Annotated in this window: 28 protein-coding genes and 1 other RNA gene; 13 read left to right on the forward strand and 16 right to left on the reverse strand. The window is 73.3% G+C overall.

Annotated elements, in window-relative coordinates:
- The first annotated feature begins 2 nt into the window (after positions 1 to 2).
- From FHL79_RS15435 to FHL79_RS15445, 4 genes are all read left to right on the forward strand, one after another.
- Positions 3 to 1,394, forward strand: a complete 1,392-nt coding sequence (locus tag FHL79_RS15435) for an APC family permease (RefSeq protein ID WP_138759473.1) — start codon at positions 3 to 5, stop codon at positions 1,392 to 1,394.
- A 77-nt stretch (positions 1,395 to 1,471) separates the two neighbouring features.
- Positions 1,472 to 2,932, forward strand: coding sequence for a glucosylglycerate hydrolase (ggh, locus tag FHL79_RS26175; RefSeq protein WP_138759474.1), 1,461 nt, complete (start codon positions 1,472 to 1,474; stop codon positions 2,930 to 2,932).
- The gene (locus tag FHL79_RS25145) at positions 2,929 to 3,087 is read left to right on the forward strand and encodes a hypothetical protein (protein WP_171058179.1); all 159 of its coding nucleotides are present in this window, start codon (positions 2,929 to 2,931) and stop codon (positions 3,085 to 3,087) included. Before ggh ends, FHL79_RS25145 begins: the two co-directional genes overlap by 4 nt.
- A gap of 106 nt (positions 3,088 to 3,193) precedes the next feature.
- Positions 3,194 to 4,228: a uroporphyrinogen decarboxylase family protein gene (locus FHL79_RS15445; protein WP_138759475.1), complete on the forward strand. Its 1,035-nt coding sequence runs from the start codon at positions 3,194 to 3,196 to the stop codon at positions 4,226 to 4,228.
- Positions 4,229 to 4,288: 60 nt separating this feature from the next.
- Here the strand turns inward: FHL79_RS15445 and FHL79_RS15450 are convergent, their stop codons facing one another.
- A complete protein-coding gene (locus FHL79_RS15450) occupies positions 4,289 to 4,774 on the reverse strand; it encodes an allene oxide cyclase barrel-like domain-containing protein (protein WP_138759476.1) in 486 nt (161 codons plus the stop codon).
- Between the two features lie 15 nt (positions 4,775 to 4,789).
- The gene (locus FHL79_RS15455; protein WP_138759477.1) at positions 4,790 to 5,275 is read right to left on the reverse strand and encodes a hypothetical protein; all 486 of its coding nucleotides are present in this window, start codon (positions 5,273 to 5,275) and stop codon (positions 4,790 to 4,792) included.
- A 169-nt stretch (positions 5,276 to 5,444) separates the two neighbouring features.
- Between FHL79_RS15455 and FHL79_RS15460 the strand changes: the two genes are divergently transcribed.
- Genes FHL79_RS15460 through FHL79_RS15470 form a run of 3 tightly spaced genes read left to right on the forward strand, consistent with a single transcriptional unit; the run spans position 5,445 to position 8,802 of the window.
- Positions 5,445 to 7,442 (forward strand): sensor histidine kinase, encoded by a 1,998-nt coding sequence (locus FHL79_RS15460; protein ID WP_138759478.1) that lies wholly within the window; start codon positions 5,445 to 5,447, stop codon positions 7,440 to 7,442.
- Positions 7,439 to 8,113 carry a response regulator transcription factor gene (locus FHL79_RS15465; protein ID WP_246080842.1) on the forward strand — a complete coding sequence of 225 codons (675 nt, stop codon included), beginning with the start codon at positions 7,439 to 7,441 and terminating at the stop codon, positions 8,111 to 8,113. Before FHL79_RS15460 ends, FHL79_RS15465 begins: the two co-directional genes overlap by 4 nt.
- Positions 8,110 to 8,802, forward strand: a complete 693-nt coding sequence (locus FHL79_RS15470) for an NADPH-dependent F420 reductase (RefSeq protein ID WP_138759479.1) — start codon at positions 8,110 to 8,112, stop codon at positions 8,800 to 8,802. The genes FHL79_RS15465 and FHL79_RS15470 overlap by 4 nt, the downstream gene beginning before the upstream one ends.
- A 70-nt stretch (positions 8,803 to 8,872) precedes the next feature.
- Here FHL79_RS15470 and ssrA read toward each other — a convergent pair.
- The 3 genes from ssrA to FHL79_RS15485 all read right to left on the reverse strand — a co-directional run bounded on the left by ssrA (position 8,873) and on the right by FHL79_RS15485 (position 11,750).
- Positions 8,873 to 9,248, reverse strand: a transfer-messenger RNA (tmRNA) gene (gene ssrA / locus FHL79_RS15475).
- Positions 9,249 to 9,307: 59 nt separating this feature from the next.
- Positions 9,308 to 10,459 (reverse strand): magnesium and cobalt transport protein CorA, encoded by a 1,152-nt coding sequence (locus FHL79_RS15480; protein ID WP_138759480.1) that lies wholly within the window; start codon positions 10,457 to 10,459, stop codon positions 9,308 to 9,310.
- 421 nt (positions 10,460 to 10,880) lie between these two features.
- Entirely contained in the window at positions 10,881 to 11,750 is an 870-nt protein-coding gene (locus FHL79_RS15485; protein WP_138759481.1) for an SCO6745 family protein, read from the reverse strand.
- 131 nt (positions 11,751 to 11,881) lie between these two features.
- Here FHL79_RS15485 and FHL79_RS15490 point away from each other — a divergent pair, with 131 nt between their 5' ends.
- Together FHL79_RS15490 and FHL79_RS15495 are read left to right on the forward strand one after the other, a co-directional pair.
- A complete protein-coding gene (locus tag FHL79_RS15490; protein WP_171058180.1) occupies positions 11,882 to 12,472 on the forward strand; it encodes a TetR family transcriptional regulator in 591 nt (196 codons plus the stop codon).
- Between the two features lie 139 nt (positions 12,473 to 12,611).
- Entirely contained in the window at positions 12,612 to 14,114 is a 1,503-nt protein-coding gene (locus tag FHL79_RS15495; protein WP_138759483.1) for an MFS transporter, read from the forward strand.
- A 57-nt stretch (positions 14,115 to 14,171) separates the two neighbouring features.
- Here the strand turns inward: FHL79_RS15495 and FHL79_RS15500 are convergent, their stop codons facing one another.
- The 4 genes from FHL79_RS15500 to smpB are packed head-to-tail and all read right to left on the reverse strand — an operon-like array spanning position 14,172 to position 17,462.
- Entirely contained in the window at positions 14,172 to 15,116 is a 945-nt protein-coding gene (locus FHL79_RS15500) for a GNAT family N-acetyltransferase (protein ID WP_138759484.1), read from the reverse strand.
- Positions 15,117 to 15,163: 47 nt separating this feature from the next.
- Positions 15,164 to 16,069, reverse strand: coding sequence for an amidohydrolase family protein (locus FHL79_RS15505; protein ID WP_138759485.1), 906 nt, complete (start codon positions 16,067 to 16,069; stop codon positions 15,164 to 15,166).
- Positions 16,066 to 16,986, reverse strand: coding sequence for an NADP-dependent oxidoreductase (locus FHL79_RS15510; RefSeq protein ID WP_138759486.1), 921 nt, complete (start codon positions 16,984 to 16,986; stop codon positions 16,066 to 16,068). The genes FHL79_RS15505 and FHL79_RS15510 overlap by 4 nt, the downstream gene beginning before the upstream one ends.
- Positions 16,986 to 17,462 carry an SsrA-binding protein SmpB gene (gene smpB / locus FHL79_RS15515; protein WP_014739293.1) on the reverse strand — a complete coding sequence of 159 codons (477 nt, stop codon included), beginning with the start codon at positions 17,460 to 17,462 and terminating at the stop codon, positions 16,986 to 16,988. The genes FHL79_RS15510 and smpB overlap by 1 nt, the downstream gene beginning before the upstream one ends.
- A gap of 132 nt (positions 17,463 to 17,594) precedes the next feature.
- Here smpB and FHL79_RS15520 point away from each other — a divergent pair, with 132 nt between their 5' ends.
- Complete coding sequence (locus FHL79_RS15520; RefSeq protein ID WP_138759487.1) at positions 17,595 to 18,215, forward strand: putative endonuclease domain-containing protein; 621 nt, start codon at positions 17,595 to 17,597, stop codon at positions 18,213 to 18,215.
- A 61-nt stretch (positions 18,216 to 18,276) separates the two neighbouring features.
- On the opposite strand, the gene ftsX is transcribed toward FHL79_RS15520, so the two are convergent.
- The 3 genes from ftsX to prfB all read right to left on the reverse strand — a co-directional run bounded on the left by ftsX (position 18,277) and on the right by prfB (position 21,125).
- Positions 18,277 to 19,161 carry a permease-like cell division protein FtsX gene (gene ftsX, locus FHL79_RS15525; protein ID WP_138759488.1) on the reverse strand — a complete coding sequence of 295 codons (885 nt, stop codon included), beginning with the start codon at positions 19,159 to 19,161 and terminating at the stop codon, positions 18,277 to 18,279.
- A 36-nt stretch (positions 19,162 to 19,197) separates the two neighbouring features.
- Positions 19,198 to 19,887 carry a cell division ATP-binding protein FtsE gene (gene ftsE, locus FHL79_RS15530; RefSeq protein ID WP_138759489.1) on the reverse strand — a complete coding sequence of 230 codons (690 nt, stop codon included), beginning with the start codon at positions 19,885 to 19,887 and terminating at the stop codon, positions 19,198 to 19,200.
- 125 nt (positions 19,888 to 20,012) lie between these two features.
- A complete protein-coding gene (gene prfB, locus FHL79_RS15535) occupies positions 20,013 to 21,125 on the reverse strand; it encodes a peptide chain release factor 2 (RefSeq protein ID WP_138759490.1) in 1,113 nt (370 codons plus the stop codon).
- Between the two features lie 46 nt (positions 21,126 to 21,171).
- Between prfB and FHL79_RS15540 the strand changes: the two genes are divergently transcribed.
- Positions 21,172 to 21,486: a DUF6343 family protein gene (locus FHL79_RS15540; RefSeq protein ID WP_138759491.1), complete on the forward strand. Its 315-nt coding sequence runs from the start codon at positions 21,172 to 21,174 to the stop codon at positions 21,484 to 21,486.
- 4 nt (positions 21,487 to 21,490) lie between these two features.
- Here the strand turns inward: FHL79_RS15540 and FHL79_RS15545 are convergent, their stop codons facing one another.
- Complete coding sequence (locus FHL79_RS15545) at positions 21,491 to 22,441, reverse strand: hypothetical protein (RefSeq protein ID WP_138759492.1); 951 nt, start codon at positions 22,439 to 22,441, stop codon at positions 21,491 to 21,493.
- 50 nt (positions 22,442 to 22,491) lie between these two features.
- Positions 22,492 to 24,270: a putative bifunctional diguanylate cyclase/phosphodiesterase gene (locus tag FHL79_RS15550; protein ID WP_138759493.1), complete on the reverse strand. Its 1,779-nt coding sequence runs from the start codon at positions 24,268 to 24,270 to the stop codon at positions 22,492 to 22,494.
- 197 nt (positions 24,271 to 24,467) lie between these two features.
- On the opposite strand from FHL79_RS15550, the gene FHL79_RS15555 reads away from it, so the two are divergent.
- Together FHL79_RS15555 and FHL79_RS15560 are read left to right on the forward strand one after the other, a co-directional pair.
- Complete coding sequence (locus tag FHL79_RS15555; RefSeq protein ID WP_138759494.1) at positions 24,468 to 24,704, forward strand: hypothetical protein; 237 nt, start codon at positions 24,468 to 24,470, stop codon at positions 24,702 to 24,704.
- Between the two features lie 145 nt (positions 24,705 to 24,849).
- Positions 24,850 to 25,083 (forward strand): hypothetical protein, encoded by a 234-nt coding sequence (locus tag FHL79_RS15560; protein ID WP_138759495.1) that lies wholly within the window; start codon positions 24,850 to 24,852, stop codon positions 25,081 to 25,083.
- 17 nt (positions 25,084 to 25,100) lie between these two features.
- On the opposite strand, the gene FHL79_RS15565 is transcribed toward FHL79_RS15560, so the two are convergent.
- Positions 25,101 to 25,364: a hypothetical protein gene (locus tag FHL79_RS15565; RefSeq protein ID WP_138759496.1), complete on the reverse strand. Its 264-nt coding sequence runs from the start codon at positions 25,362 to 25,364 to the stop codon at positions 25,101 to 25,103.
- 112 nt (positions 25,365 to 25,476) lie between these two features.
- The coding region (locus FHL79_RS25150) for a hypothetical protein (protein ID WP_171058181.1) at positions 25,477 to 25,657 on the reverse strand (181 nt) is incomplete at its 5' end.

Here is a 25,657-nt window from a genome sequence, read left to right on the forward strand (position 1 = left end):
CGGTGCGCCAAGCAAAGGCTCCGCAGCCCACCACCGCCGACTCCGGTCCCGACTCCGAGGACACCGCCCTGCGCCGGGCGGTCAGCGGGAAGCTGTTGTACGTCTTCATCCTGGGCGACGTCCTGGGGGCCGGCATCTACGCCCTGGTCGGCGAGATCGCCGGGGAGGTGGGCGGCGCGATCTGGGTTCCCATGCTGGTCGCGCTGCTCCTGGCCCTGCTGACCGCCGCCTCCTACGCCGAGCTGGTCACCAAGTACCCCCGGGCCGGTGGGTCGGCGGTGTTCGCCGAACGGGCCTTCGGCCGGCCGGTGGTGTCCTTCCTCGTCGGCTTCTGCATGCTCGCCGCCGGTGTCACCAGCGCGGCCGGGCTGGCCCTGGCCTTCGCCGGCGACTACCTGTCGGTCTTCCTCGACGTGCCCGCCGTCCCCGCTGCCGTGGTGTTCCTGCTCGTGGTCGCCCTGGTCAACGCCCGCGGCATCAAGGAGTCGGTCCGGGCCAACGTGGTGATGACCGTGATCGAGGTGTCCGGGCTGCTGCTGGTGGTGGTGCTCGGCGCCGTCGTGCTCGGCCGGGGCGACGGGGACGTGGGCCGGGTGGTGGAGTTCCCGGAGGGGGTCTCCGCCGGGTCGGCGGTGCTGGCCGCCGCGGTCCTCGCCTACTACTCCTTCGTCGGGTTCGAGACCTCGGCCAACGTCGCCGAGGAGGTCCGGGACGTGCGCCGGGTCTACCCGCGGGCGCTGTTCGGGGCGCTGCTCACCGCGGGGGCGGTGTACGTGCTGATCGGGCTGGTCGCCTCGATCGTCCTGCCCTCCGGCGAGCTGGCCTCCTCGACCGGCCCGCTGCTCACCGTCGTGCAGGCCACCGGCATCGGCGTGCCGGACCGGCTGTTCAGCGCGATCGCGCTGATCGCGGTGGCCAACGGCGCGCTGCTGACGATGATCATGGCCAGCCGGATGGTGTTCGGGCTGGCCGAGCAGCGGCTGCTGCCCCCGGCGCTGGGCGCGGTGCTGCCGGGACGCCGCACCCCGTGGGTGGCGATCGTGCTGACCACGGCCGTCGCCATGGCGCTCACCACGGTCGGCGACCTCGGCGAGCTGGCCAACATCGTCGTCCTGCTGCTCCTGCTGGTCTTCCTGAGCACCAACGTGTCCGTGCTGGTGCTGCGCCGGGACCGGGTCGAGGCCGACCACTTCACCGCGCCCGTCGTCCTGCCGGTGCTGGCCATCGCCTCCTGCGGCCTGCTGCTGTGGCAGCAGGAGGCCACCACCTGGCTGCGCTCGGGGCTGATGCTGCTGGTCGGCGTCGCGCTGTACCTGCTCGCCCAGGCGCCGTGGTGGCGGGGCGACCGGTCCCGGCCGGCCGCGGGTGGGCCTGCGTCAAGGACGGCCCGATGACGATTGGGTGAACAGGAGGTCGCAGCGCCGGTGACCGGGTGAGGATGCAGGGACCGCGAGAGGAGCTGACCCTGCAGATGACCGTGTCCCAACCCAGCGCCGTGGAGATCGGGCTGATGTCCGGCCGGGCCGGCTACGTGCTCCGGGCCAATGACCGGGGTGCGTTCACCGTCGCCTCGCCGACCCTCTACCCGCACATGTGGAGCTGGGACGCCGGGTTCGTCGCCCTGGGCATCGCCACCGTGTCGGTGCCCCGCGCGCTGACCGAGCTGCGCAGCCTGCTGTCCGGGCAGTGGGCGACCGGGATGATCCCGCACATCCTGTTCCACCAGCCCAGCGACTACTTCCCCGGACCGGAGCGCTGGCGCACCCAGGTCGCCGCCGCGCGCCCGGCCGGGGTGCAGACCTCGGGCATCTGCCAGCCGCCGATCCACGTCATCGCGCTCTCCCGGATCCTGCACGACGCCCGCCGCAAGGGCGGTGCGGACCAGGAGCTGGCCGAGGACTTCGTCCGGGAGACCTTCGACCAGTGGCTGGCCTGGCACTCCTACCTGGCCACCGCCCGCGACCCGTACTCCTACGGCCTGGTGGAGATCCACCACGGCTGGGAGTCCGGGATGGACGACTCCCCGCGCTGGGACTCCCCCTACGCCCGCGTGCACCCGCAGCCGGACATGCCGCCGTTCGTCCGGGCCGACCTCGCGCACGTCGCCGACCCCTCGCAGCGCCCGACCGACGCCGAGTACACGAAGTACCTGTGGCTGCTGGAGCAGAAGGTCCGGGCCCGCTACGACGACGCGGTGTACCGGGCCAGCGGTGACTTCGTGATGGGCGACGTCCTGGTGTCCGCCCTGCTCGCCGCGGCCAGCGACCTGCTCGCCGACATGGGCGAGGAGCTCGGCATCGGCCTGGGTGCCGCCGGCGGGGTCGAGCAGTCCCGGGCGATCGCCCGCCGCTTCCGCACCGGCGTGCTCCGCTCGGTGAGCCCGCGGACCGGGCTGGCCCGCGACCTGGACCTGCGCACCGGCGAGTGGTCGGAGGTGGAGAGCGCGGCGGGCTTCGCGCCGTTGCTGTGCGGCGGCGACGACGCGCTCACCCGGCGGCAGCGGGACCTGCTGCTCGGCCCGCGGTGGTGCGGGCACTCCCGGCTGCGCTGGCCGGTGGTCCCGTCGGTGTCCCCGGCGTCCCCCGCGTTCCGGGAGCACACCTACTGGCGTGGACCGCAGTGGCCGGTGCTGAACTGGCTGATGGCCTGGGCGCTGAACCGCTCCGGGGAGCAGGAGGCGGCCAACCAGCTGCGGCTGGCCGGGTTGTCCCAGCTCGTCGACTGCGACTTCGCGGAGTACTACCAGCCGGTGACCGGTCAGACGCTGGGCAGCCGCGACCAGTCCTGGACGGCGGCGATCGCGCTGGACTTCCTGGCCGCCCGGCGCCCGGCGCAGCGTCGTCCGGTGCGCTGGCTGACCAGCGAGCTGCCGCGGATCACCCCGGCCCAGGCCCGGGCGGCGGCCACCACGCCGGACGACCGCCTGCCGTGACCACCTCGGGCGTCTCCGGAGCACTCCCTCACGCCGACGCCGACGGACCACCGCACCGACCCGACGCCGTCCAGCAGCAGCACCGCCCGGTGCCCGCGGCCCCGTGGTGGCTGGTCCCGGCCACCGCGCTCACGGTCGCGCTGATCGCGTCCTGACCACCGAGCTGCCCACCCGCCGCGCGCTGCGCACGGAGCCCGCCGCGGCGCTGGCGCAGGCGGGGTGGTGGAGGATCATGCGGGCGCGCACCTCCAGGAGGAACCCATGGCGTCACCGCTCCCCCCGCTGCCCACGACCGTCGTCGGAAGCCTGCCCCAGCCGGACTGGCTCATCGACCGCGACCGGCTCGGGCACCAGTTCCCGCCGCGGGTCCGGGCGCGCGAGCTCTGGCGGGTCCCGCCGGAGTTCCTGCAGGAGGCCCAGGACGACGCCACCCTGGCCGCCGTCCGGGCGCAGGAGCTGGCCGGGCTGGACATCGTCGGGGACGGCGAGATCCGCCGGGAGTCCTACTCCAACCACTTCGCCACCGCGCTGGAGGGCCTCGACCTCGACTCCCCGGGCACCGTGCGGAACCGGTCCGGGATCGACATCCCCGTGCCGCGGGTGACCGGGGAGATCCGGCGTCCGGAGCCGGTGCAGGTGCAGGACGTGCGGTTCCTGCGGGCGCACACCGACCGCGCGGTCAAGATGACCGTCCCCGGGCCGTTCACGATGACCCAGCAGGCGCAGGACGACCACTACGGCGACGACCGCGTCCTCGCGCTGGCCTACGCCGACGTCGTCCGGGCCGAGATCGCCGACCTGTTCGCCGCCGGCGCGGACATCGTGCAGCTGGACGAGCCCTGGCTGCAGGCCCGCCCGGAGGTGGCCCGCCGCTACGGCGTCGAGGTCCTGACCCGTGCCCTGGCCGATGCCCCGGGACCGGTGCACGTGCACGTCTGCTTCGGCTACGCGGCGATGGTCGCCGAGCGTCCCGAGGGCTACTCGGTGCTGCCCGAGCTCGCCGACCTGCCGGCCGCGGCGATCTCGGTCGAGACGGCGCAGTCGCACCTGGACCCCGCGACCCTGCGGCCGCTGCGCGGGAAGGGCGTCGCGCTGGGCGTGCTGGACCTGTCGACGCCGGAGGTCGAGACGCCCGAGGTGATCGCCGACCGGGTGCGGCGGGCGCTGGACCACGTCGACGTCGACCGGCTGGTGCTGTCCAGCGACTGCGGGCTGAAGTACCTGCCGCGGGAGTCGGCCGCGGGCAAGATGCGCGCCCTGGCCGAGGCGGCGGCGGTGCTCCGCACCGAGCTGTAGGCGGGAACGCGACGGCGCCTCCCGCACCCGGCCGGGTGCGGGGGGCGCCGTCGTCCTCGGTCAGCGCAGCCGGATCGTCAGGTCGACGCGGTCGGTGTCCGGCACGAACTCACCGGTGACCGTGCCGCCGACGCCGGTGTAGCGGCCGGTGCCGCCGGTGACGGCCCACTCGAAGCCGCGCGGGCCGACGGCCGGGTCCTCCTGCGAGGCCCCCTGGGTCGTGATCATCGACCCGTCGGCGAAGACGACGGTCGCGGTGCAGGCCACCACCAGGCGGGTCTCCCCGAACTCGGTGACCTGGCAGGACCCGGTGGTGTACCCGACGACCTGTCCGTTGCGCAGGACGTCGTCACGGAAGGCCTGCACGTCGCCGGCGCTCGGACCGGCGTCACCGAGGTCGAGGTCGGTGTTCGTGCCGACGACCGTCGTCAGCCGGAGGGTGTCGTCGGCGTCGGCCGCCGTGGTGGCGGCGAGGGTGATGCAGCCGCCGAGGACGGCGACCAGGGTGGCGGTCGTGGCGGCCCGGCGGGTGCGGCGGGTGGTCATCGCGTGCTCCTCCGATCAGCCGGCGACGGCCAGGTAGACGGCGCCGGCCACGGTCAGCACGGCGAGGACGACGGCGATCCCGGCGGCCATGGACCGTCCACCGGACCGGCGTGCGGAGGTGGCGAGCCCGGCCGCGCCGCCGGCGACCACCGCGGGGACGCCGGTCCAGAAGACGCCGAGGCTGAGCACGCCGATGGCCGCGAGCCACAGCGCCCGCCGACCGGCGGCCGCAGGTCCCGCGGCCCGCGCCGCAGCGGTCACCAGGCTGACCACGACGGCGGCGACGAGCACGAAGGCCAGCAGGACGGCGAGGGCCCCGAGCCCCCCGCCGTCGGCGAAGTCGAACCCCCAGTCCGGGCTGCCGGGCCTCCAGGGGGTGTCGACGAACTGACCCACGAACGTGCAGCCGAGCGCCACGAGCGCCCCGGTGACGACGAACGGGTCGGGGGTGAGCAGGGTCCGCCGGTCACCGGTCCGGTGCTCGGCGCGGGTCGTGGTCATCAGGTCCTCCACGTGTCGGTGGTCGCCGGCTGTCCCGGCGCCGACCACCGTGCCGGTCCCGGCCGGCCCACCGCATGAGCCCACGGGCCGCTCCGACCGGGAGGAGCTCCCGGTCGGACCGGGACCCGAGCGGGGTCCACCGGGACACGACCGGCCGCACACTGGGCCGGTGCGCTCCCGCCTGATCGGCACCGGCGTCGCCGTCGCGGCGACGGTGCTGTGTGCTGCGGCGCTGGGACTGGCGATCTGGGTGCGCTCCCGGATCGGGGAGGACTCGGACGGGTCGGTCAGCGGCGGCGTGATCGCGGTCGGCTACGCGCTGACCGGCGCACTGCTGGTCCACCTGCGGCCGCGCAACGCCATCGGCTGGCTCCTCGTGCTCAGCGGGCTGCTGCAGGGCGCGAGCGTCGGTTCGGGGGCCTACGGCGGCTACGGCGTGGACTCCGCCGTCCCGCCGTGGCCGCTCGCGGCCTGGGCCGCGCAGCTCGGGTCGATGCTGTGGTTCTCCTCCGTGGTCCTCCCGGTCACCGTGCTGATGGCCGTGTACCCCTCCGGTCGGCTGCCGTCACGGGCCTGGCGGTGGCCCGTCGGAGCGGTCTGCGTCGGCCTGGCCGGGCTCACCGTCGGCTCGACCCTCAGCCAGGGCGCCTACGACGACATCGCCTCCGGCCGCGCGCCACTCGTGCTCCCCACCGGCTGGTGGACCATCGCGCTGGGCGCCGTCTGGGCCGTCGCGCTGGTCCTCGGTGGCCTGACGATCTGGGCCGGCACCGTCGTCCGGCTGCTCCGGGCCCGGCTTCCGGAGCGCCAGCAGCTGGCCTGGCTGGTCTGCGTCGTCCTGCCGCTGACGGTCGCCATCTTCCTGCTGCCGGACGCGCCCGCGGTCGGCTTCGTGCTGGCGCTGCTGGTGCCCGCCGCGGTGGCCGTCGGCGTCCTGCGCTACCGGATGCTGGGCATCGTGGTCAGCCGCGGGCTGGTCTACGCCACGCTGACCGTGGCCGTCGTCGGCGGCTGCCTCACCGTCGCCGTGCTGGCCGGCGCAGCGCTCGGCCGGTCGATCTCCCCGGTGCCTGGTGCGGTCGCCGCGGCGCTGATCGCGGTCAGCCTGAGCCCGGCCCGTAGCCGCCTGCAGGCCGCCGCCGACCGGCTGGTCTACGGCGAGCGCCGAGACCCGGTGGCCGCGGTCGCTCGGTTGGGCGACCGAGTCGCCGAGGCCGACGAGGCCGACCTCCTCCCCGCCGTGCTGAGCACGGTGACCGCTGCGCTCCGGGCCCCCAGGGCATGGGTCACCGACCTGGACGGCCGGGTGCTGGCCACCGCGGGGGACAGGGACGTCGCCCCGGTGGCGCCGGTCCCCCTGCGGGTGGCCGGGCGCGACGTAGGCCACCTCCAGGTGGGCGCGCGGGCACCCGGTGAGGCGTTCACCGCCGGCGACGAACGGTTGCTCGCGGCGCTGGCGCCGCAGGTGGCCGTGGTCGTGCGGGCGCTGCAGCTGGCGCGGTCCCTGGAGCAGGAGCGCGACCGCGTGCTCGCCGCCACCCACGCCGAGCGGGACCGGATCCGCCGGGAGCTGCACGACGGGCTGGGGCCCTCCCTCGCCGGGATCAGCCTCGGGGTGCAGGCGGTGCAGGCCCAGCTCGACGGCACCGCCGGACCGGCCGTGGCCGGCATGCTGCCCCGGCTGCGTCAGGAGACCGACTCGGCCGTCGACGAGGTCCGCCGGATCATCGACGGCCTGCGGCCGGGACCGGTCGACGAGCTCGGCCTGCTGCCGGCGCTCCGACGGCACGCCGACGCGCTGCGGGTCTCGGTGCCGGTGCGGGTGCGCGCCGCCGACCTGCCGCCGCTGCGCCCGGACGTCGAGGCCGCCGCCTACCGCATCGCGGCCGAGGCGCTGACCAACGTGGCGCGCCATGCCGGAGCGAGCCGGGCCGACGTGTCCCTCGGCGTGCGCGGTGACCGGCTCACCGTGGCGGTGACTGACGACGGTTGCGGTCTGGCCGCCCCCCGCTCGGCGGAGCCGTCCGGGGACGGCTCCCCCGCCGGCGGGCTGGGGCTGACCTCGATGACCCGCCGCGCGGAGGAGCTCGGCGGCAGCCTGCGGGTGGAGAGCGACCGGCGCGGGACCCGGGTGGAGGCGCTGCTGCCGCTGGAGGGCGTCCGGTGACCGTGCGCGTGGCGCTGGCCGACGACCACCCGATGTACCGGTTCGGTCTGCGGGCGGCGCTGGAGACCTCCCCGGAGGTGGAGGTGGTGGGCGAGGCCGGGGACGGCGACGAGCTGGTCGCCCTGGTCGGCCGGCACTCCCCCGACGTCGTCCTCACCGATCTGTCGATGCCGCGGATGACCGGGACCGCCGCCGCGCTGGAGCTCGCGGTCCGGCACCCGCAGGTCGCCGTCCTGGTCCTGACCATGCACGAGGACGACGCGTCGCTGTTCGCCGCGCTGCGCGCCGGGGTGCGCGGCTACCTGCTCAAGGGCGCCGACCGGACCGAGATCGTCCGTGCGGTGCTCTCGGTCGCCGCGGGTGAGGCCGTGTACGGACCCGCGGTGGCGCGACGGATCGTGGACTTCTACACCGGCGCCGCCCGGGACTACCGCGCACAGACCTTCCCCGAGCTGACCGGCCGGGAACGGGAGGTGCTGGAGCTGCTCGCCGCCGGACTGGGCAACCACGAGGTGGCCCGCCGGCTCCAGCTGTCGGAGAAGACGGTCCGCAACCACGTGTCGGCGGTGCTCACCAAGCTGCAGGTGCCCGACCGCGCGGCCGCGGTGGCCCGGGCGCGCGACTCCGGGCTGGGAATGCCGCAGGCGGGGCGGCACTTGCCGGGTACGTGACGACCATCGGACTCATCGGCAGTGGCAACATCGGCAGCACCGTGGCGCGGCTGGCGGTCGACGCCGGCCACGACGTGGTGATCAGCAACAGCCGTGGACCGGAGACCCTCTCCGAGCTCGTGGCCGAGCTCGGCCCGAGGGCGCGGGCCGCCACCGCAGCGGAGGCCGCCGCGGCCGGCGACATCGTGGTGGTGACCGTGCCGCTGAAGAACTACCGCGAGGTACCGGTCGAGCCGCTGCGCGGCAAGGTCGTCATCGACACCAACAACTACTACCCCGAGCGCGACGGGCACGTCGCCGAACTCGACGACGAGTCGACGACGACCGGCGAGCTGCTCCAGGCCCACCTCCCCGAGTCCCAGGTCGTGAAGGCCTTCAACAGCATCTACGTCACCCAGCTCGGCACCCTGCAGCGGCCCGCGGGTGACCCGGAACGCTCCGTGCTCCCGATCGCCGGCGACGACGAGGCGGCCAAGCAGACGGTGACCGGGTTCCTCGACTCGATCGGGTACGACGCCCACGACGTCGGCCCGCTCGCGGAGGGCTGGCGCTTCCAGCGGGACACCGCGGCCTACGTGATGATCTACGCCGTCCCCGGCCCCGACGCCCCCAACGGCCCCGGCCAGCAGGTGACCCGGGCGACGTTGCAGGAGAAGCTGGCCGCTGCAGTGCGCTACCGCGACATGTGAGTCCTCGGAACGCACGTAGGGCCCGGTCTCCAGACCGGGCCCTACGTGGTGGAACGGGGGGATTGACGTGGAGTGGAGGCGGCGGGAATCGAACCCGCGTCCTGCGACGCATCACCAGGGCTTCTCCGAGCGCAGTCCGCTCTGTCTCTGCTCGACCCCACCGATCCCACGAACAAGTCGGTGTGACGGGCCCAGTCACTGTTTGGTGTCCCACACGCACCCGCGACCGGTGCGTGCAGTGAGTCATCTAGCTGATGCCAGGAACCGGATCGATGACGAACCCGGGCTGACAGACTCGCCTAGCTGCTGTTAGGCAGCGAGAGCGAAGTCGCGCTGACTGGAGTCGGCGCTTGTGTTTTTTGCAACGCGTGGTTAACGAGCTCATCGTTGCCTTCCTCGGCTCGCTTCCCCTGGTCACCCGACCGCAGTCGAGACCAATCGCCCCCCTGTTGAGTTGTACGAGGACTGTAACGGCAGGTGGACCCGGAGTGTTCCACCGGCGTCCTCAGATCCAGTCGCGCCGCTTGAACACCAGGTACAGCACGACGCTGACCATGAGCATCAGCACCAGGGCGAGCGGGTAGCCCAGCCGCCAGTCCAGCTCGGGCATGTGCGTGAAGTTCATCCCGTAGACGGTGCCGACCAGGGTCGGGGCGAACAGGATCGCGGCCCAGGCGGAGATCTTCTTGACCTCCTCGCCCTGCGCCAGCGACGTCTCGGTGAGCTCGCGGATCTCCTCGTTCTGCCGCTGCGCGACCAGCGTGGCGTTCACGGTGAGGATGTCCCGCAGCTGCAGCCGGAAGCCCTCCACCCGCTCGGTGACCTGCGTGACGTGGTCGGCGACGTCCCGCAGGTAGCTGCGCAGCTCCTCGTCGACGCCGTACTTCTCGAACCCGGCGGTGATGGCGGCCAAGATGCCGGTGAGCGGCTGGGCGGCCCGCTGGAAGTCCACCACCTCCTGGGACAGCTCGTAGATGCGCCGGGACACCTGCGGGTCGCCGCGGAAGACCTCGACCTCGATCTCGTCGATGTCGTTCTCCAGGCCGGCGACGACCGGCGCGTACCCGTCGACGACGGCGTCCAGGATCGCGTACAGCACCGCCTCGCTGCCCTGCGCCAGCAGCCCCGGGTCGCTCTCCAGCCGGCGGCGCACCCGGGAGAGGTCGGGCGACTCGCTGTGCCGGACGGTGATGACGAAGTCCCGGCCGAGGAACAGGTGCAGCTCGCCGAAGTCGACCTCCTCGGCGTCGTCGAGGTACCGGGCGGCCTTCAGGACGACGAAGAGCGTGTCGCCGTACCGCTCGAACTTCGGCCGCTGGTGCGCCTTGATCGCGTCCTCGACCGCCAGCTCGGGCAGGTCGTACTGCTCGGCCAGCTCACCGAGAGCGGCCGGGTCCGGCCGGTAGAGGCCCAGCCACACCATCCGGTCCTCGTAGCCCTCGGTCAGCCACTCGTGGCTCTCGGCGGGTGACGCCGGCGTGGCGATCCGCCGGCCGCCGGCGTAGACGGCGTTGTCCACCATCCGGGCAGGGCGGTCCACCGAGGTCAGCGGCGTCGCCGGCCGGTCGGGCAGCCGCGGCACGGCAGCGGCCGCGCGGGGGCGGCGGGTGAGGGTGGACAGAGCGGCGCGAGGCGCGCTGCGACGGCGGTCGGACACGACGGACTCCCGGAGGACGCGGGGACGGGGACGCCGGAGCGGTCCCCGCACGCCGCACCGCCGCGGGTCAGGCGTCGACCGGGCGCGTCAGCAGGAGGGGACCTCGGGACTGTGACTGGGGGGCTCGGCACGCATCTGCCCGGTCACCTCCCCACGTCCCTGGATGCCCGGCGGAGCGCCGCGGGGCCGTCGACCATCGTGACATGGCAGTGCGGGCCGGGGCATCCCGACCACCCGACCGGGGGATGAACGCCGGGTGACCGTCCGCCCGGGCAGCACCCGCCGGGAGTCCGCCGCCGACGGTGAGGTCTGGGCACAGTCGAGCTCTGCCCCCAGGTGGAGGCAGAGCTCGACTCCCTGCGCCTGCACCGGCCCGGGGCGTGAGAGGCGGCCGGCCCGGCGAGCGCTGGACGACCGGAGGTCAGCGGGAGGCGAAGACGCCGGCCGGATAGGCGCCGTTGGCGACCAGCCGCGCGGACAGCCGGCCCCCGAGGTCGGCCACCCGCTCGGACCGCTCGGCCCCCAGGTGCACGAAGGGCGCGGCGGAGAGCTCGTCGGTCTCCTGCTCGACCGCCGCGCGCAGGGCGACGCCGTCCGCGGTGAGCGCGCCGTCGGCGACCAGGCCGCGGTCGGTCAGCCCGGCGACCGCCGCCGCCCACTCCTCGGCCGACCACCCCCGGGTGGCCTGGGCGGCCTGCTCGGTGAACCCGCGGCCGGTGAGGGTGTGGGTGACCAGCGCCTCCAGGCCGCTGAGCCCGTGCCGCACCAGGGTCAGCACGTGCCCGTCGCCGCGGTGCTCGCGGAGCAGGGTGACCCCGTGCCACACCTGCAGCAGCGGGTCCTCCGGCCACGGCTGGTCGGCGTGCCCGGCGTACAGCGGTCGCCCCTCGGGGGTCAGCACGGTGCACGCCTCGCGGAGCAGGTCGGCGAGCTCGGCGACGTCCTCGGCCGGCGGGTCGGCGAGCAGCCGGGTGAGCGACGCCCGCGCCGCAGCCGACCGTGCGGCGAGCACCTGCTCGGGTGCCGCCAGCGTCCAGGCGCGCGGGATGTGCCGGGCCACGATGCCGGGCGCGTAGTTGCCGAACGTGGCGGTCACGACGCCGGGGCCGACCGCGCCCATCGCCGCCGCGCGGCCGGCGAAGTAGACCATCCGGCCGGGCCGGATGCCGATCGCCGTCAGCTGCTCGTCGGTCTCCGGCGCGAAGTAGACGTGCGAGTGCAGTGGCTCCAGCCGGCGGTGGGTTCGGGCCACGAGCCGCAGGGCAGGAGAGGGCTGATCGACGCTGACCATGAGCAGACCGTAGCCGGGGTGTGAACTGTGCAAGAACTTGACGCAGTAAGAACTTGTACTCAGTTCAGCTTTCGGTCTACGGTGATCGCGTGATGGGGAGAGCCAAGGCAGCGAGCGTTCCGCGCTGTGCCGTGAACTCCGTCATGGGGCTGCGGGAGCGCAAGAAGCTCGCCGCCTGGCGCACCATCCGCTCCACCGCGCTGCGCCTGATCAGTGAGCGCGGCTTCGACGCCGTCAGCGTCGAGGACATCGCCGCCGAGGCCGGGGTCTCCCGCACCACGTTCTTCAGCTACTTCCCCAGCAAGGAGGCCGTCGCCTTCGACCTCGACCCCGAGGAGCTCGCGCAGTGGCGCGCGCTGCTGGAGGACGACTCGAGGGACGCCCCGCTGTGGGAGGCGCTGACCGACCTCGTCGTCGACATGGCGAAGCTGCTGCCCGAGTGGCTGCCCGTGCAGAAGCGGGTGCTCGAGCAGTGCCCCTGGCTGGTCCACACCGCCCGGGGCACGTGCGACAGCTTCGCGCCCGACCTGAAGGCCTGGATCGCCCGCCGTCTCCCCGACGGCGACGACCTGAGGACCACGTTGGTCTTCAACACCGCCATGGCCGCGTTCATCACCGCGGTCGAGGCATGGGAACCGGACGACTCCTTCGACCAGCTCCTGGACACGGTCCGAGACTGCCTGCGCTGGGCCGGCGCAGGACTCGCCCACCCCGTGAGCTGACCCGCACCACCCCCGACCGGCGCTGATCCGCCGGCCCTCCTGCTCCTCCGCCCGATGACCGCGCTGTGCCGCCGGTCGTCCGTGCCCGCACGCCCTCACCCCTCTCCACTGCGCTGCGCGCAGGAAGGACAGCTCTGCCATGCCCGCAGACAACCTCACCACCCCACCGGGGACGACGTCGTCCGACGCCACCCCGGTCGTCGACACCGGACCCGACCCCCGCCGCTGGCTGGCGCTGGCGGTCATCGCCGTCGCCCAGCTGATGATCGTGCTCGACGTCTCCGTCGTGAACATCGCCCTCCCCGACGCCGGGATCGACCTGGGCATCAGCGCCGCCAACATCCAGTGGGTGGTGACCGCCTACACCCTCGCCTTCGGTGGCCTGCTGCTGCTCGGCGGCCGGATCGCCGACTTCATCGGCCGCAAGCGCGCCTTCCTGATCGGCCTGGCCGGCTTCGCCGGCGCCTCCGCGCTCGGCGGCATCGCCCCGAACCAGGAGCTGCTCTTCGCCGCCCGCGGTCTGCAGGGCGCCTTCGCCGCACTGCTCGCGCCGGCCGCGCTGTCGCTGCTCGCCGTCACCTTCACCGACGCCAAGGAGCGGGCCCGGGCGTTCGCCGTCTTCGGGGCGATCTCCGGCGGTGGCGCCGCGATCGGCCTGATCCTCGGTGGCGTGCTCACCGAGTACGCGTCCTGGCGCTGGACGCTGGGCATCAACGTGCCGATCGCCGCCCTCACCATGGTGCTCGCCGTCGTGCTGGTGAAGGAGAGCCGGGCCACCGGTGACCGGCGCTACGACGTCCCCGGGGTGCTGCTGTCCACCCTGGGCCTGGTCAGCCTGGTCTACGGGTTCAGCAAGGCCGCCGAGGAGGGCGTGGGCTGGTCCGACCCGGTCACCCTCGGCCTGCTCGCCGTCGCCGCCGTGCTGCTCGTGTCGTTCGTGCTCTACGAGCGCCGCGCCAGCCACCCGCTGCTGCCGCTCCGCGTCGTCCTGGACCGCATCCGGGGTGGCTCGTACCTGGTCTTCCTGCTCGTCGGCGCCGGGATCTTCGCGATCTTCCTGTTCCTGACCTTTTACTTCCAGCAGACCCTGGGCTACAGCCCGCTGGAGTCCGGGTTCGCGTTCCTGCCCTTCAGCGGCGGCATCATCGTGGGCGCCGGGATCGTGTCCCAGCTCCTCCCCCGCGTCGGGCCGCGTCCGCTGATCATCGCCGGCCTGGCCCTGGGGGTGCTCGGGATGCTCTGGCTGACCCAGATCGAGTCGACCAGCGCGTACGTCACCGAGGTGCTCCCCGCCGAGATCGCGATCAGCTTCGGCATGGCGGCGGTCTTCGTCCCGGCGTCCAGCACCGCACTGGTCGGCGTGGCCGAGCACGACGCCGGCATCGCCTCCGCGGTGCTGAACACCTCCCAGCAGGTCGGTGGCTCGCTGGGCCTGGCCCTGCTGAGCACCTTCTACGCCTCGGCGGTCACCGGTCACCTGGCCGACAACCCCGGCGAGGCGCCCGGTGAGGCCTTCGTGCACGGGTACCACGTGGCCTTCCTCTGGGGCGCCGTCTTCCTCGCCGTCGCCCTGGTGATCGCCGCGGTGCTCATCTCGGCGAAGAAGGACGACCTGCCCGCCGACGCCGCGATGGCCGTCTGACCTCGCCCGTCACCGCCCCCGAGGGGCCATGTTGGCCAGCATGGCCCCTCGGGGGTGTCAGGTCAGCGGCGCCAGCTGGTGCGACCAGGACACCTGAGTGCGGTGGGTGTGGAAGCCCAGGCTCTCGTACAGGCCCAGCGCCCCGGTGACGTTCTCGCTGTCCACCTCGAGCCCGGCGGTCTGGCAGTCGGCGGCCGCCGCGGCGTGCAGCGCCTCGATGATCACGGCCTTGGACAGCCCGCGCCCCCGGGCGGCGGGGACGACGCCGATCTGGCCGAAGTAGCTCTCCCGGGACCCGGTGGCGGCGGCGGTCGCCTCGGAGACGTAGGACAGCGCGTACCCCACGACCGCCCCGTCGGAGACGGCCAGCACCGACAGGTCGGGGCGGAAGGACGGCTGGCCGGTGAACATGACCTGCCACGAGGCGACGTCCCGCTCGCTGGAGCCGTAGTGCTCGGTGAACGCGGCATTGTGCGCGCGGCGCACCTCGTCGTCCCGGTCCCAGCTGAAGGGGACCAGCTCGACGTCCTCCACGCGGCGGCGCGGCGGGAGGTCGGTGAGCGGGCGCTCCATGTGGAAGAACCAGCGGACCGGCTGCAGCCCCGCCCGGCGAACCAGCGCCTCCAGCGAGGGCATCGTCGTGCAGACCGTCGCCGTCAACCGGGCCGGCGCCTCGGGGTGCCGCTCGGCGTGCAGCTCGCGGCCGCGCTCGAGCTGCCAGGCCAGCAGCGAGCGGCCGATGCCGCGCCCGCGCCAGTCCGGCCGGACCCGTCCCTCCAGGTGCACGCCGTAGGCGTCTCGGAAGGTGGGCGGCGCGATCGCGCTGGCCCAGGCGACCAGCTCGTCGCCGGAGCAGACCACCCGGGTGTCGCGCTCCAGGTCGACCAGGTCGTTGACGAACCAGGCGGTGAGGTCCTCGGGGCTGGCGAGGTCACCGGTCTGGTCGACGGGCTCCGCGAGGGCCTCCAGATCGACGATGGCGACGACGTCGTCCGGGCGCATGGGGCGAGCGGTCAGGCCTTCGGGTAGCGGGGACACAGCACCCGAGGCTAAGCGGTCACCTCGAACAGCCGCGCGCCGTTCTCCCACAGGACGGCGCGCAGCCAGTCCTCCCCCAGCTCCAGCCGGTGCAGCGCGGCGAGCTGGTGGGCGTAGGGGTACGGGATGGCCGGGAAGTCGCTGCCGAGCACGACCTTGTCCCGGAGCGCGGCCAGCCGGGGCAGCAGCGCGCGGTCGAAGGGCATCAGCCGCTCGGTGAAGTCGGTGGCGAACATGGTGGTGTCCAGGTGCACCCGCTCGTAGGTCTCGGCCAGCTCCAGGAATGCCCCGTACTCCGGCATCCCGAGGTGGGCGATGACCAGCTGCAGCCGGGGGAACCGCTCGAGCAGGCCGGCCATCGGCGCCGGGCCGGTGTGCTCCCCGCGCAGCGGGCCGGAACCGCAGTGGATGACCACCGGGGTCCCGGTCTGCTCCAGCCGCTCCCAGACCGGCAGCAACAGCTCGTCGCGCGGGTCGAAGTCCCCGACCTGCACGTGCACCTTGAACACCCGCGCCCCGGCGGCCAGGGCCTCGGCCACGTAGACCGGCGCCCCCGGCTCGGGGTAGAAGGTGGCCGACTGCAGCACCTGCGGGTGCGCCCGCGCGAAGTCCGCGGCCTGGTCGTTGAGCCAGGCGGCCATCCCGGCCTTGTGCGGGTACGGCAGGGTCGGGAAGGCGCGCACCCCGAGGCCGGCCAGGACGGCGAGCCGCTCCTCCACCGGGAGCGCGTAGGTGACCGGCCACGGCGCGCCGTAGTGGGACTCGGCATCGGCGAAGTACTGCCAGACCTTGGCCTGCACCCGCTCGGGCAGGAAGTGCACGTGCACGTCGACCAGCCCGGGCAGCCCCAGCTCCCGCCAGTACCGCGGGACGTCGGCGTCGTCGACCGGCGGGAGGACCGCTGGCGTCGCCGTCACAGCGTGACGACGACCTTGCCGCGGACGTGCCCCTCGGCGACCAGCCGCTGCGCGTCCGCGACCTGGGCCAGCGGGAACGCCTTGGCGATCGCCACCCGCAGCTGGCCCGCGTCGGCCATCCGGCCGAGCTCCTCGAGGTCGTGCTGGTCGGGCCGGACGAACACGTACCGGCCGCCCAGGTCACGCACCACCGGGTCGACGATGCTGGCGATCCGGGCCGGGTCGCGCACCTGGTCGGGGGCGTCGCCCAGCGCCGGCCCCCCGATCAGGTCCAGGACGGCGTCCACCGGCTCGGACAGCTGCCCGCTGATCGGGCCGGCGCTGTAGTCCAGCACCTCGGCGGCCCCGGCGTCGGTCAGGAAGCCGTGGTTGCGCGGGCTGGCGGTGCCGATGACGTGGGCGCCCAGCGCGGCGGCGATCTGGACGGCGAAGAAGCCGACCCCGCCGGCCGCGCGGTGCACCAGCACCCGGTCGCCCTCGCCGACGTCCAGCACCTCGGTGAGCGCCTGGTACGCGGTCAGCCCGGCCAGCGGCAGCGCGCCGGCCTCGGCGAACCCCAGCGACTCGGGCTTGTGCGCGATGCAGCGCTGCGGGGCGGGGACGAGCTCGGCCGCCGTCCCCCACTGGACGTCGTCCCGGCGCAGGTAGCCGAACACCTCGTCCCCCGGGGCGAAGTCGACCACCGCGGGACCGACCTGCTCGACGACGCCGGCGAGGTCCCAGCCCGGGACGATCGGGAAGTGGTGCGGGAAGGCGCCGGCGAGGTGACCCTCACGGATGCCGATGTCGACCGGGTTGACCCCGGCAGCCCGCACCCGGACGAGCACGGCGTCGGGTCCGACGGGTGGCTCGGGCAGGTCGTCGCGCAGCTGCAGGACCGACTCGTCGCCGAACCGGTCGTAGGCGATGCCCCGCATCAGCGGCGACCCTTGACGTAGCGGCCGAAGGCGCGCTCCATCTCCCGCCGGGAGTCGCGCTCGGCGAGGTCCTGCCGCTTGTCGTAGGTCTTCTTGCCCTTGGCGAGCGCCAGGGTGGCCTTGACCTTGCCGTCCTTGAAGTAGAGGTCGAGCGGGACCAGGGTCAGCCCGCCCTCCTTCGTCTTCCCGATCAGCTTCTCGATCTCGCTGCGGTGCATCAGGATCTTCCGCTTGCGCCGCGGGGTGTGGTTGTTCCATGTGCCCTCGGTGTACTCCGGGATGTGCACGTGCTGCAGCCAGACCTCACCGTCGTCGACGGTGGCGAACCCGTCGACGAGCGAGGCGCGACCGGCACGCAGGCTCTTCACCTCGGTGCCGGTGAGCACCAGGCCCACCTCGTAGGTGTCCAGGATCGAGTAGTCGTGCCGCGCCTTCTTGTTCTGGGCGATGAACTTGCGCCCCTGTTCCCGCGGCATGCCCCCAGGTTAACCGCCCGCGACAACTGCGATCTCGCGGCTTCCCACGCGGAGGAGCCCCGAGATCGCAGCAGTCACGGCGCCTGTGGACGGCCGCAGCGCACACGGACCCCGGGACGGCACCCTCCCCCGGTGCCCCGCCGTCGTGCGCCGTCCCAACTCACTGGTCCGGCGACCCGCCCCGCCGCCCTGGCCGGAGACATCTCGGACTGGCAACTCCGTCATCCCGACGTCGTCCGGCTGTCCCGGGACACCTACCTCCCCCGGGCTCAGGACGCCGACCTGCGCACCCGCTTGCCGGCGGTGCTGATGACTGCGCCACCCGGTGCCGTGGTCAGCCACCAGACGGCGGCGGCGCTGTGGCGGGTGGAGATCCCGCTCGCCGCCCCCGACCCGCTCGCCCATCTGACCGTCCCGGCCGCGTCGAAGGCCCGCAACCGTGCCGACCGGCGGTTGCACCGGGCTCAGTTGTCTCAGCAGGACGTCGAGCGGCGCTGGGGCATGCCGGTGACCACCCCCGCCCGCACGTGGCGCGACTTGGCCGCTGTGTTGGAGCCGGCCGCGCTGCCCGCCTGCCCCCACGCCTCGCAGGCTCGCCGCGGGCCCCTGCAGGCGGGCCGAAGGAGTCAGGTCGACCGGCGGCAGAACCGGCTCGTGTTGGAGGGCTGGATCGTCCTGCGGTTCAGCTCGGCCGACGTCCTGGGCCGGCCGGACGAGGTGATCGCCGCCGTGCGCCGCGCTCTCGGGCTGTGAGTTCTGCGGTCTCGGGCTCCCCCCGACGAGGAAGCCCCGAGACCGCAGAACTCAGCGGCGGCTACAGGCGGACGTAGAGCCGCAGCGTCACGTAGGCGGCGACGGCGGCGAGCCCGACGCCGGCCGCGGCGATGACCGGGCTGATCGCCGCGATCGCCGACCAGTCGACCGGCGGGATGATCCCCGCCTTGATCGGCCCGGCCAGCGTCTTGTCGACGAACAAGATCTTGGTGAGCACCAGCCCGCCGATCGCGAGCAGCGCACCGATCAACCCGGCCAGCGCAGCCTCGAGGATGAACGGCAGCTGCGTGTACCAGCGGGAGGCGCCGACCAGCCGCATGATGTTGGTCTCGTTGCGTCTGTTGAAGGCCGCGAGCTGGATGGTGTTGGAGATCAGCAGCAGCGCGGCCAGGGCCTGGACGACGGCCACCGCGATGGTGGCGTTCCGCGCACCGTTCAGCAGGCTGAACAGCCGGTCGAGGAAGTCGCCCTCGTCGCGCACCTCGTCGACGCCGTTCTGCCCGTTCGGGAACTGCTCGGCGATCACCGGGTAGCGCTGCGGGTTGACCAGCTCCACCCGGAAGCTCTCCGGGAGCGCGTCCTGCGGGGTGTTGGCGATCAGCGCCGGCTGCTCCTGGAACTGCTGGGTGAAGCGGGCGTAGGCGTCGGCCTTGGACTCGTAGAGGTAGTCCTTGACCTCCGGCGAGGAGTCCAGCTGCGCGGCGATGGCGTCCCGCTGCGGGTCGGTGATGCCGTCGGCGAGGTAGATCGAGACCTGGATCTTGTCGTAGTAGATCTCGCGCATGTCGCCGATCATGTTGGCGATCAGCAGACCGGTGCCCATGAGGCCCAGCGAGATCCCGGTGGTCAGGATCATCGCGACCGTCATGGTCAGGTTCCGACGCAGCCCAGCGGCCACCTCGGAGAGGACGAAGTTGACGCGCATCAGTTCCCTGTCATGTGGATCAGCGGGCGGGGCATCTCAGCGCCCGAGCCCGTAGACGCCACGGCTCTGGTCACGGCTGAGGATGCCGTCGTTCAGCTCGATCACGCGCCGCCGCATCGAGTCGACGATGTGGTAGTCGTGCGTGGCCATCACGACGGTGGTGCCGGTGCGGTTGATCCGCTCCAGCAGCAGCATGATGTCCTGGCTCGTCTCCGGGTCCAGGTTGCCGGTGGGCTCGTCGGCCAGCAGGACCAGCGGGCGGTTGACGAACGCCCGGGCGATCGCCACCCGCTGCTGCTCACCACCGGAGAGCTCACCGGGCAGCCGGTTCTCCTTGCCGTCGAGGCCGACCATCTCCAGCACCTCGGGGACGACGCGCTTGATCGTCCGCTGCGGCTTGTTGATCACCTCGAGGGCGAAGGCCACGTTCTCGGCCACCGTCTTGTTGGTCAGCAGCCGGAAGTCCTGGAAGACGCAGCCCATCGTGCGGCGGAGCTTGGGCACCTGCCACTTGCTCATCGTGTTCAGGGTCTTGTCGTTGACCTTGATGACGCCCTTGGTGGGGCTGTCCTCCTTCAGCAGCAGCCGGAGGAAGGTCGACTTGCCCGAACCCGAGGAGCCGATGAGGAAGACGAACTCACCCTTGTCGATCTGCATCGAGACGTCGTCCAGGGCCGGCCGAGGGCTCGACGGATAGACCTTGGTGACGTGTTGCAATTCGATCACGAGGGACGACGGTACCTCCCCGCCGCGTCATCATGCCCCGCGCCACGCGACAGGAGGACCTCGTTCGGCCTCGGTGCAGGGTCCCTCGACGAGGGTGCGAGTCGTGGGGGCACCGAGGTCCTCCCTCAGTTCAGCTCGGCGTTCTCCTGCTGGCGGCGCCAGCGGATCCCGGCCTCGATGAAGGCGTCGATGTCGCCGTCGAGGACGTTGGAGGGGTTGCCGCTCTCGGTCTCGGTCCGCAGGTCCTTGACCATCTGGTACGGGTGCAGCACGTAGGACCGCATCTGGTTGCCCCAGCTGCTGCCCTCCCCCTTGAGCGCGTCCATCTCGGCCCGCTGCTCGGCCTGCCGGACCACGAGCAGCCGGGCCTGCAGCACCCGCAGCGCCGCGGCCCGGTTCTGGATCTGCGACTTCTCGTTCTGGCAGGAGACGACGATGCCGGTCGGGAGGTGGGTCATCCGGACGGCGGAGTCGGTGGTGTTGACGCTCTGCCCACCGGGACCCGACGAGCGGAAGACGTCGACCCGGATCTCGTTCTCCGGGATGTCGACGTGGTCGGTCTGCTCGACGACGGGCAGCACCTCGACCCCGGCGAAGGAGGTCTGCCGGCGGCCCTGGTTGTCGAACGGCGAGATCCGCACCAGCCGGTGGGTGCCCTGCTCCACCGACAGGGTGCCGTAGGCGTAGGGCTGCTTGACGGCGAAGGTGGCCGACTTGATCCCGGCCTCCTCGGCGTAGGAGACGTCGTAGACCTCGGTCGGGTACTTGTGCCGCTCGGCCCAGCGCAGGTACATCCGCATGAGCATCTCGGCGAAGTCCGCGGCGTCGACGCCACCGGCCTCCGAGCGGATGGTCACCAGCGCCTCGCGGGAGTCGTACTCACCGGAGAGCAGGGTGCGCACCTCGAGCTCGTCGAGGACCGTGCGGATGCTCACCAGCTCGCGCTCGGTCTCGGCGGTGGTGGCCTCGTCGCCCTCCTCCGCGGCCATCTCGTGCATCAGCCCGACGTCGTCGAGCCGGCTGCGCAGCTCCTCCACCCGGCGCAGGTCCCCCTGCAGGTAGGACAGCCGGGAGGTGAGCGCCTGCGCGGCCTCGACGTCGTTCCAGAGGTCGGGCGCGGCGGCCTTCTGCTCCAGCTCGGCGACCTCGCGGCGCAGGTCGTCGACCCGCATCACGGCCTCGATGGACTTCAGGGTCGTGTCGAGTTCGTCCAGGACGACGGAGAAGTCAGCGGCCACAGCGATCGAGGATAGTGCGCCTGGCGCCGGGGTACCGCACTGCAGCATGAGCACGCCACCGCCGGACGACCGACCCACGCCGGACGACCTCACCGAGTACGAGCGCGCCGACTTCCCGCACGGTGTCCCCGCCTCCGCGCGCTCCCTGCCCGAGGGTGGCGCCGCCGCCGCCCGCAGCGCGCTGACCCTGCGGCTGGTGCTGGCCGCCTTCGGGCTGGTCCTGTGCACCGTGCTCGGGGTGCTCGCCCTGGGCGCGGACGTCCCGCTGGTGTTCCCGCTCGTCCTGTTCGTGCTGGCCGCGATCGCCCTGGTGGACCTGGTCGTGGTGGCCCGGCGGAAGCTGCGCGGCGAACCGGGCTGACCGGTCACTCGTAGAGCACGTACTCCGGCTGCGGGACGAGCGCGAGGACCTCCTCCGGGGTCATCAGCGGCCCGGAGCGGGTGTCCTCCTCGTAGAAGAGCTTGAAGCCGGCGTGGACGAACGGCGGCGTCCCGGCCATCACCCGCAGGTAGGTGCCGATCTTGTCGGCCGCGGCGCCGATGCCGTCGACGCTCTTCACCACGGCCACCCCGGGCCGGTCGACCAGGGCCTCTTGGCCGGAGACGATGTCGGCGTGCAGCTGGTGGTAGAGCATCACCTTCTGCGGCAGGTGCCCGGCGGTGACCAGCCCGTCGAGGTAGGCCGAGACACCGTCCAGCTCGGCGCCGGTGGTGGAGCCGAACACGTCGCCGGGCACCTCGCCGGCCTCGATCGCCCACTCGGGGTCCAGGGCGACGCCGACGTCGGGCTGGGTCAGCCACTTCTCGTAGTACTGGACGGCGGGCAGGAAGTCCCCGCTGCCCGGCTGGATGCCCAGCAGCAGGATGCCGCCGGCCGCGCGGGCGGCGTCCAGGTACTGCTGCACGGTGGCGTCGTCCGCGGCGATCGACCAGTCGCCGTTGGGCCCGGGCACGGACTGCACGACGGTGGCGATGAGCTCGACGATCGGCAGCACCGGGCGGTCGGCACCGTAGGCGGCGGACTGCTGGCGCAGCTGCTCGGTGGCCGCGGCGAGGTCACCGGTCATCGGCCCCAGCGCGGGTGAGCCGGGGGCGCCGGAGAAGCCGACCAGCCGATGGCCGGGGAAGACCTGGGTACCGCCGCCGGGCAGCTCCTGCTGCGTCGGGGTGGGCGGTGCCGTCGTCTCCTCCGCTGTCGAGGCCGACGGGGCCGGCGGATCGCTGACGGCGGGCGCCGCGGCGGACTCCGTGCCGCAGCCGGTGACCAGCAGGACGGCGGCGGTCACGGACAGCAGCAGGGGGCGTCGGGAGCGCACGACCGGTGACCCTCGTCCCCCCGGCGGTCGACAGCAAACCGGGGAGTCGCTCAGCCCGTCCGCCGGCGCGCCGGCCGTCGTCCGGTGAGCCGCCGTCCCTCGAGGAAGGTGAGCAGGTCGGCGGCCGGCATCGGCCGGGCGATGTGGTGCCCCTGGGCGAAGGTGCAGCCGAGCTCCCGGACCAGGGTCAGCTGGTCGGCGGTCTCCACCCCCTCGGCCAGGCTGCGCATCCCGCAGGCGGTGGCCAGGCCGACGACCGCGGCGATCGCCGCAGCGGACTCGCTGCGCCGCGTCTCGGTGCCGGCGACCAGGCTGCGGTCGAGCTTGAGGATCCCGGCGGGGATGGAGACGAGCTGGCTGAGCGAGGAGAAGCCGCTGCCGAAGTCGTCGATGGAGACCTCGACCCCGGAGACCCGCAGCCGGGCGAACTGCGCCGCGGCCCGCACCGGGTCCTCTGCCACGCTGGTCTCGGTGAGCTCGAGGACCAGCCGCTCGGGCGCGAGACCGCTGGCGTCCAGGGCGTCGTGCACGTCGGCGACCAGGGTGCCGGTGCCGAAGTGGGCGGCGCTGATGTTGACCGCGGTCACCATCGGGACGCCGTCCCGCTCCCAGGCGGCGGTCTGCCGGGTGGCCTCCTGCAGCACCCACCGGGTGAGCGGGACGACGAGACCGTTCTGCTCGGCGATGGGGATGAAGTCACCCGGCATGAGCAGCCCCCGCTCGGGGTGCTGCCAGCGGACCAGTGCCTCGACGCCGGAGACCTCGCCGGTGAGCAGGTGCTGGATCGGCTGGTAGTGCAGCACCAGCTGCCCGGAGTCGATGGCCTCGTGCAGCTCGCCGGCGACGAGCACCTTCTGCTCGACGGCCCAGCGCAGGTCGGGGTGGAACACCCGGACGCGGTTGCGCCCAGCACCCTTGGCCGCGTACATGGCCAGGTCGGCGTCCCGGACCAGGTCGGTCGAGCGGGTCTCGTCGTCGTCGGCGGCCGCGGTGGCGACGCCGATGCTGACCGTCAGCTGGGTGCGGCGGTCGCCGAGGACGAAGGGCTCGTCGAAGGTCCGCTGGAAGCGCTCGGCCAGCCGGAGGGCGCCGCCGACGTCGCAGTTGCGGCACAGCACGACGAACTCGTCGCCGCCCAGCCGGCCGACGGTGTCCTCGGCCCGGGTGCAGCTGCTCAGCCGGGACGCCAGCTCCCGCAGCAGGGCGTCCCCGACGTCGTGGCCGAGGGTGTCGTTGACGTCCTTGAAGCCGTCGGCGTCCAGGAAGAGCACGCTCATCGCCCCGCGGTCGCGGCGGCGCAGCTCGGCGTCGATCAGCTCGTGCAGGTGCACCCGGTTGGGCAGGTCGGTGAGGTGGTCGTGCCGGGCCTGCCAGGCGGAGGCCTGCTCGGCCTCGACCCGGGAGGTCACGTCGGTGTGGGTGACGACGACCCGGCCCGACCGGTCGGCGCGGGAGGCCTGCAGGTGGAACCAGCGCAGCCCGAGCGCGGTGGTCAGCGCGTAGTCGACCGACACCGCCTCCCGCCTCCCCTCGGCGAGCTCCCGCAGCGCGGCGATGCGCTCGTGGTTGGCCGCCCCGGCGGAGAGGCTGAGGATCACGGAGTAGTAGTTGGCGCCGACGCCGACGCGGAGCCGGTCGTCGCCGAGCAGGTCGGCCGCGGCGGCCCAGGCCGAGTTGACCAGCAGCATCGTGCCGTCGGCATCGATCAGCACCGTGGGCGAGGGCAGGGCGTCGAGCACCCCGGCGACGAGGTCGGCGTTCTCCCGGTCGCCGCCGTCCCGGTGGCTGACGTCGAGCGGGAGCTGGGGGCCCGCCACCGTTCGCGACACGCGTGCTCCCCCTCTCGACGCTGACCTCGGTGGCACCGACGGTGCCCCGTGACCATCGGCACCGGTCGCGCTCCTGACACGTCCGCCACGCCGGTGCGACCGGATCGGGTGGGACGTCACAGGCGCAGGCCCGGCCGCCCGCCGGGTCTGCTTCCCCAGCGTGTGAACGGGCCGGTACCGAGGGTAAGGCACCGCCCATGAGCGAATCGACGACGATCGAGCTCGGTGGCGAGGAGTACCTGGTGCAGCGGGAGGGGGACGCGCTGCGGCTGGGCCGGCAGGTCGGTGGGGACACCGTCTGGCTGGACGACATCGAGGTCAGCGCGCTGCCCGGCCCCGCCCGCGAGGCGCTGGAGCGCGGCGAGCACTCCGACCAGACGCTGCAGACCAGCCTGCTCGGCGTGGTCCAGGCCGAGGTCGACCGCGGCGCCTGAGCTCGTGCGGGAGCTGGCCGCGCGTGGTCCGGGGCCGAGCCGGGCGCACTGATGGCACTGGCCTGACCCCGCTGCGGGTCAGCCGTCCAGGGGGCACCCTGGGTGCCGAGGGCCGACGACGTCCCTCATGCCGGGAGGCCGTGCGATGAGCGTGCTCTACCGCTGCGACGAGTGTGCCGAGGTGGCCGAGCCGGCCTCCGCCGTGGGCTGGGTGGAGGTGCGCGAGCTGGCCGGCCGGCCGCTGCTGCCGCCCGAGCCCCACCACCTGTGCCGGGTCTGCTGGGCACGGACCACCGCCGCCGTGCACGCCAGCCGGGTGGAGGTGCTGGAGTTCCCGCAGCTCAGCGAGCACGCGCAGAACCGCGACACCGTGCAGTGAGGTCGCCCGCCTGAGGGTCAGTCGTTGAACGGCGTGAGGCCGCCGGCTGCCCAGGTCAGCACGATCATCGCGACGAAGACGGCGACGGTGCACGCGATCCCCGCCGCTGCGGTCAGCCAGGAGTACCTGCCGAACAGGCCGACCGGCCCGTCCGGCTCGGGGCCGGCCGCCGCAGGCCGGTCGACCGTCGCCGGGAGCGGCGGCTCGGACGGGCGCCGTGGGCGCGGGACGACCGCCGTCCCGACGCGGTCGGTGTCTCGGGCAGAGGTGGGGGTGCTCATCGCGTGCCTCCCGCGGAGGACGGCCGGGCCAGGGCCTGTGCTCAGCTCTGGCGGGGACGCTACTCGCGGACGACGGCCGTGGCGGCGGTCCGGACACGGCTTCTCGGGTGGGTCAGCCGAAGAGGTTCCCGCCGCCGGCGACCCAGGTCAGCACCACCATCGCCACGAACAGCACGACGATGGAGACGACCACGACCACCGGGGTCATCCAGGCGTGCGACTGGAACAGCCCCACCTTCTCGCCGGCCTCGCCGCGGTCCTGCTCCGCTGCTGGGCCGGCGAGAAGGTGGGGC

It is taken from the genome of Modestobacter altitudinis, from assembly GCF_005930475.1.
GTDB classification, from domain to species: domain Bacteria; phylum Actinomycetota; class Actinomycetes; order Mycobacteriales; family Geodermatophilaceae; genus Modestobacter; species Modestobacter altitudinis.

What these genes read in the sequence shown, in the direction of transcription:
- ggh (WP_138759474.1), top strand. Translation starts at nt 1,472, where the DNA reads ATGACCGTGTCCCAACCCAGCGCCGTGGAGATCGGGCTGATGTCCGGC.
- FHL79_RS15445 (WP_138759475.1), top strand. Translation starts at nt 3,194, where the DNA reads ATGGCGTCACCGCTCCCCCCGCTGCCCACGACCGTCGTCGGAAGCCTG.
- FHL79_RS15450 (WP_138759476.1), bottom strand. Translation starts at nt 4,774, where the DNA reads ATGACCACCCGCCGCACCCGCCGGGCCGCCACGACCGCCACCCTGGTC.
- FHL79_RS15455 (WP_138759477.1), bottom strand. Translation starts at nt 5,275, where the DNA reads ATGACCACGACCCGCGCCGAGCACCGGACCGGTGACCGGCGGACCCTG.
- FHL79_RS15485 (WP_138759481.1), bottom strand. Translation starts at nt 11,750, where the DNA reads ATGGTCAGCGTCGATCAGCCCTCTCCTGCCCTGCGGCTCGTGGCCCGA.
- FHL79_RS15495 (WP_138759483.1), top strand. Translation starts at nt 12,612, where the DNA reads ATGCCCGCAGACAACCTCACCACCCCACCGGGGACGACGTCGTCCGAC.
- FHL79_RS15500 (WP_138759484.1), bottom strand. Translation starts at nt 15,116, where the DNA reads ATGCGCCCGGACGACGTCGTCGCCATCGTCGATCTGGAGGCCCTCGCG.
- FHL79_RS15510 (WP_138759486.1), bottom strand. Translation starts at nt 16,986, where the DNA reads ATGCGGGGCATCGCCTACGACCGGTTCGGCGACGAGTCGGTCCTGCAG.
- smpB (WP_014739293.1), bottom strand. Translation starts at nt 17,462, where the DNA reads ATGCCGCGGGAACAGGGGCGCAAGTTCATCGCCCAGAACAAGAAGGCG.
- ftsX (WP_138759488.1), bottom strand. Translation starts at nt 19,161, where the DNA reads ATGCGCGTCAACTTCGTCCTCTCCGAGGTGGCCGCTGGGCTGCGTCGG.
- FHL79_RS15540 (WP_138759491.1), top strand. Translation starts at nt 21,172, where the DNA reads ATGAGCACGCCACCGCCGGACGACCGACCCACGCCGGACGACCTCACC.
- FHL79_RS15555 (WP_138759494.1), top strand. Translation starts at nt 24,468, where the DNA reads ATGAGCGAATCGACGACGATCGAGCTCGGTGGCGAGGAGTACCTGGTG.
- FHL79_RS15560 (WP_138759495.1), top strand. Translation starts at nt 24,850, where the DNA reads ATGAGCGTGCTCTACCGCTGCGACGAGTGTGCCGAGGTGGCCGAGCCG.
- FHL79_RS15565 (WP_138759496.1), bottom strand. Translation starts at nt 25,364, where the DNA reads ATGAGCACCCCCACCTCTGCCCGAGACACCGACCGCGTCGGGACGGCG.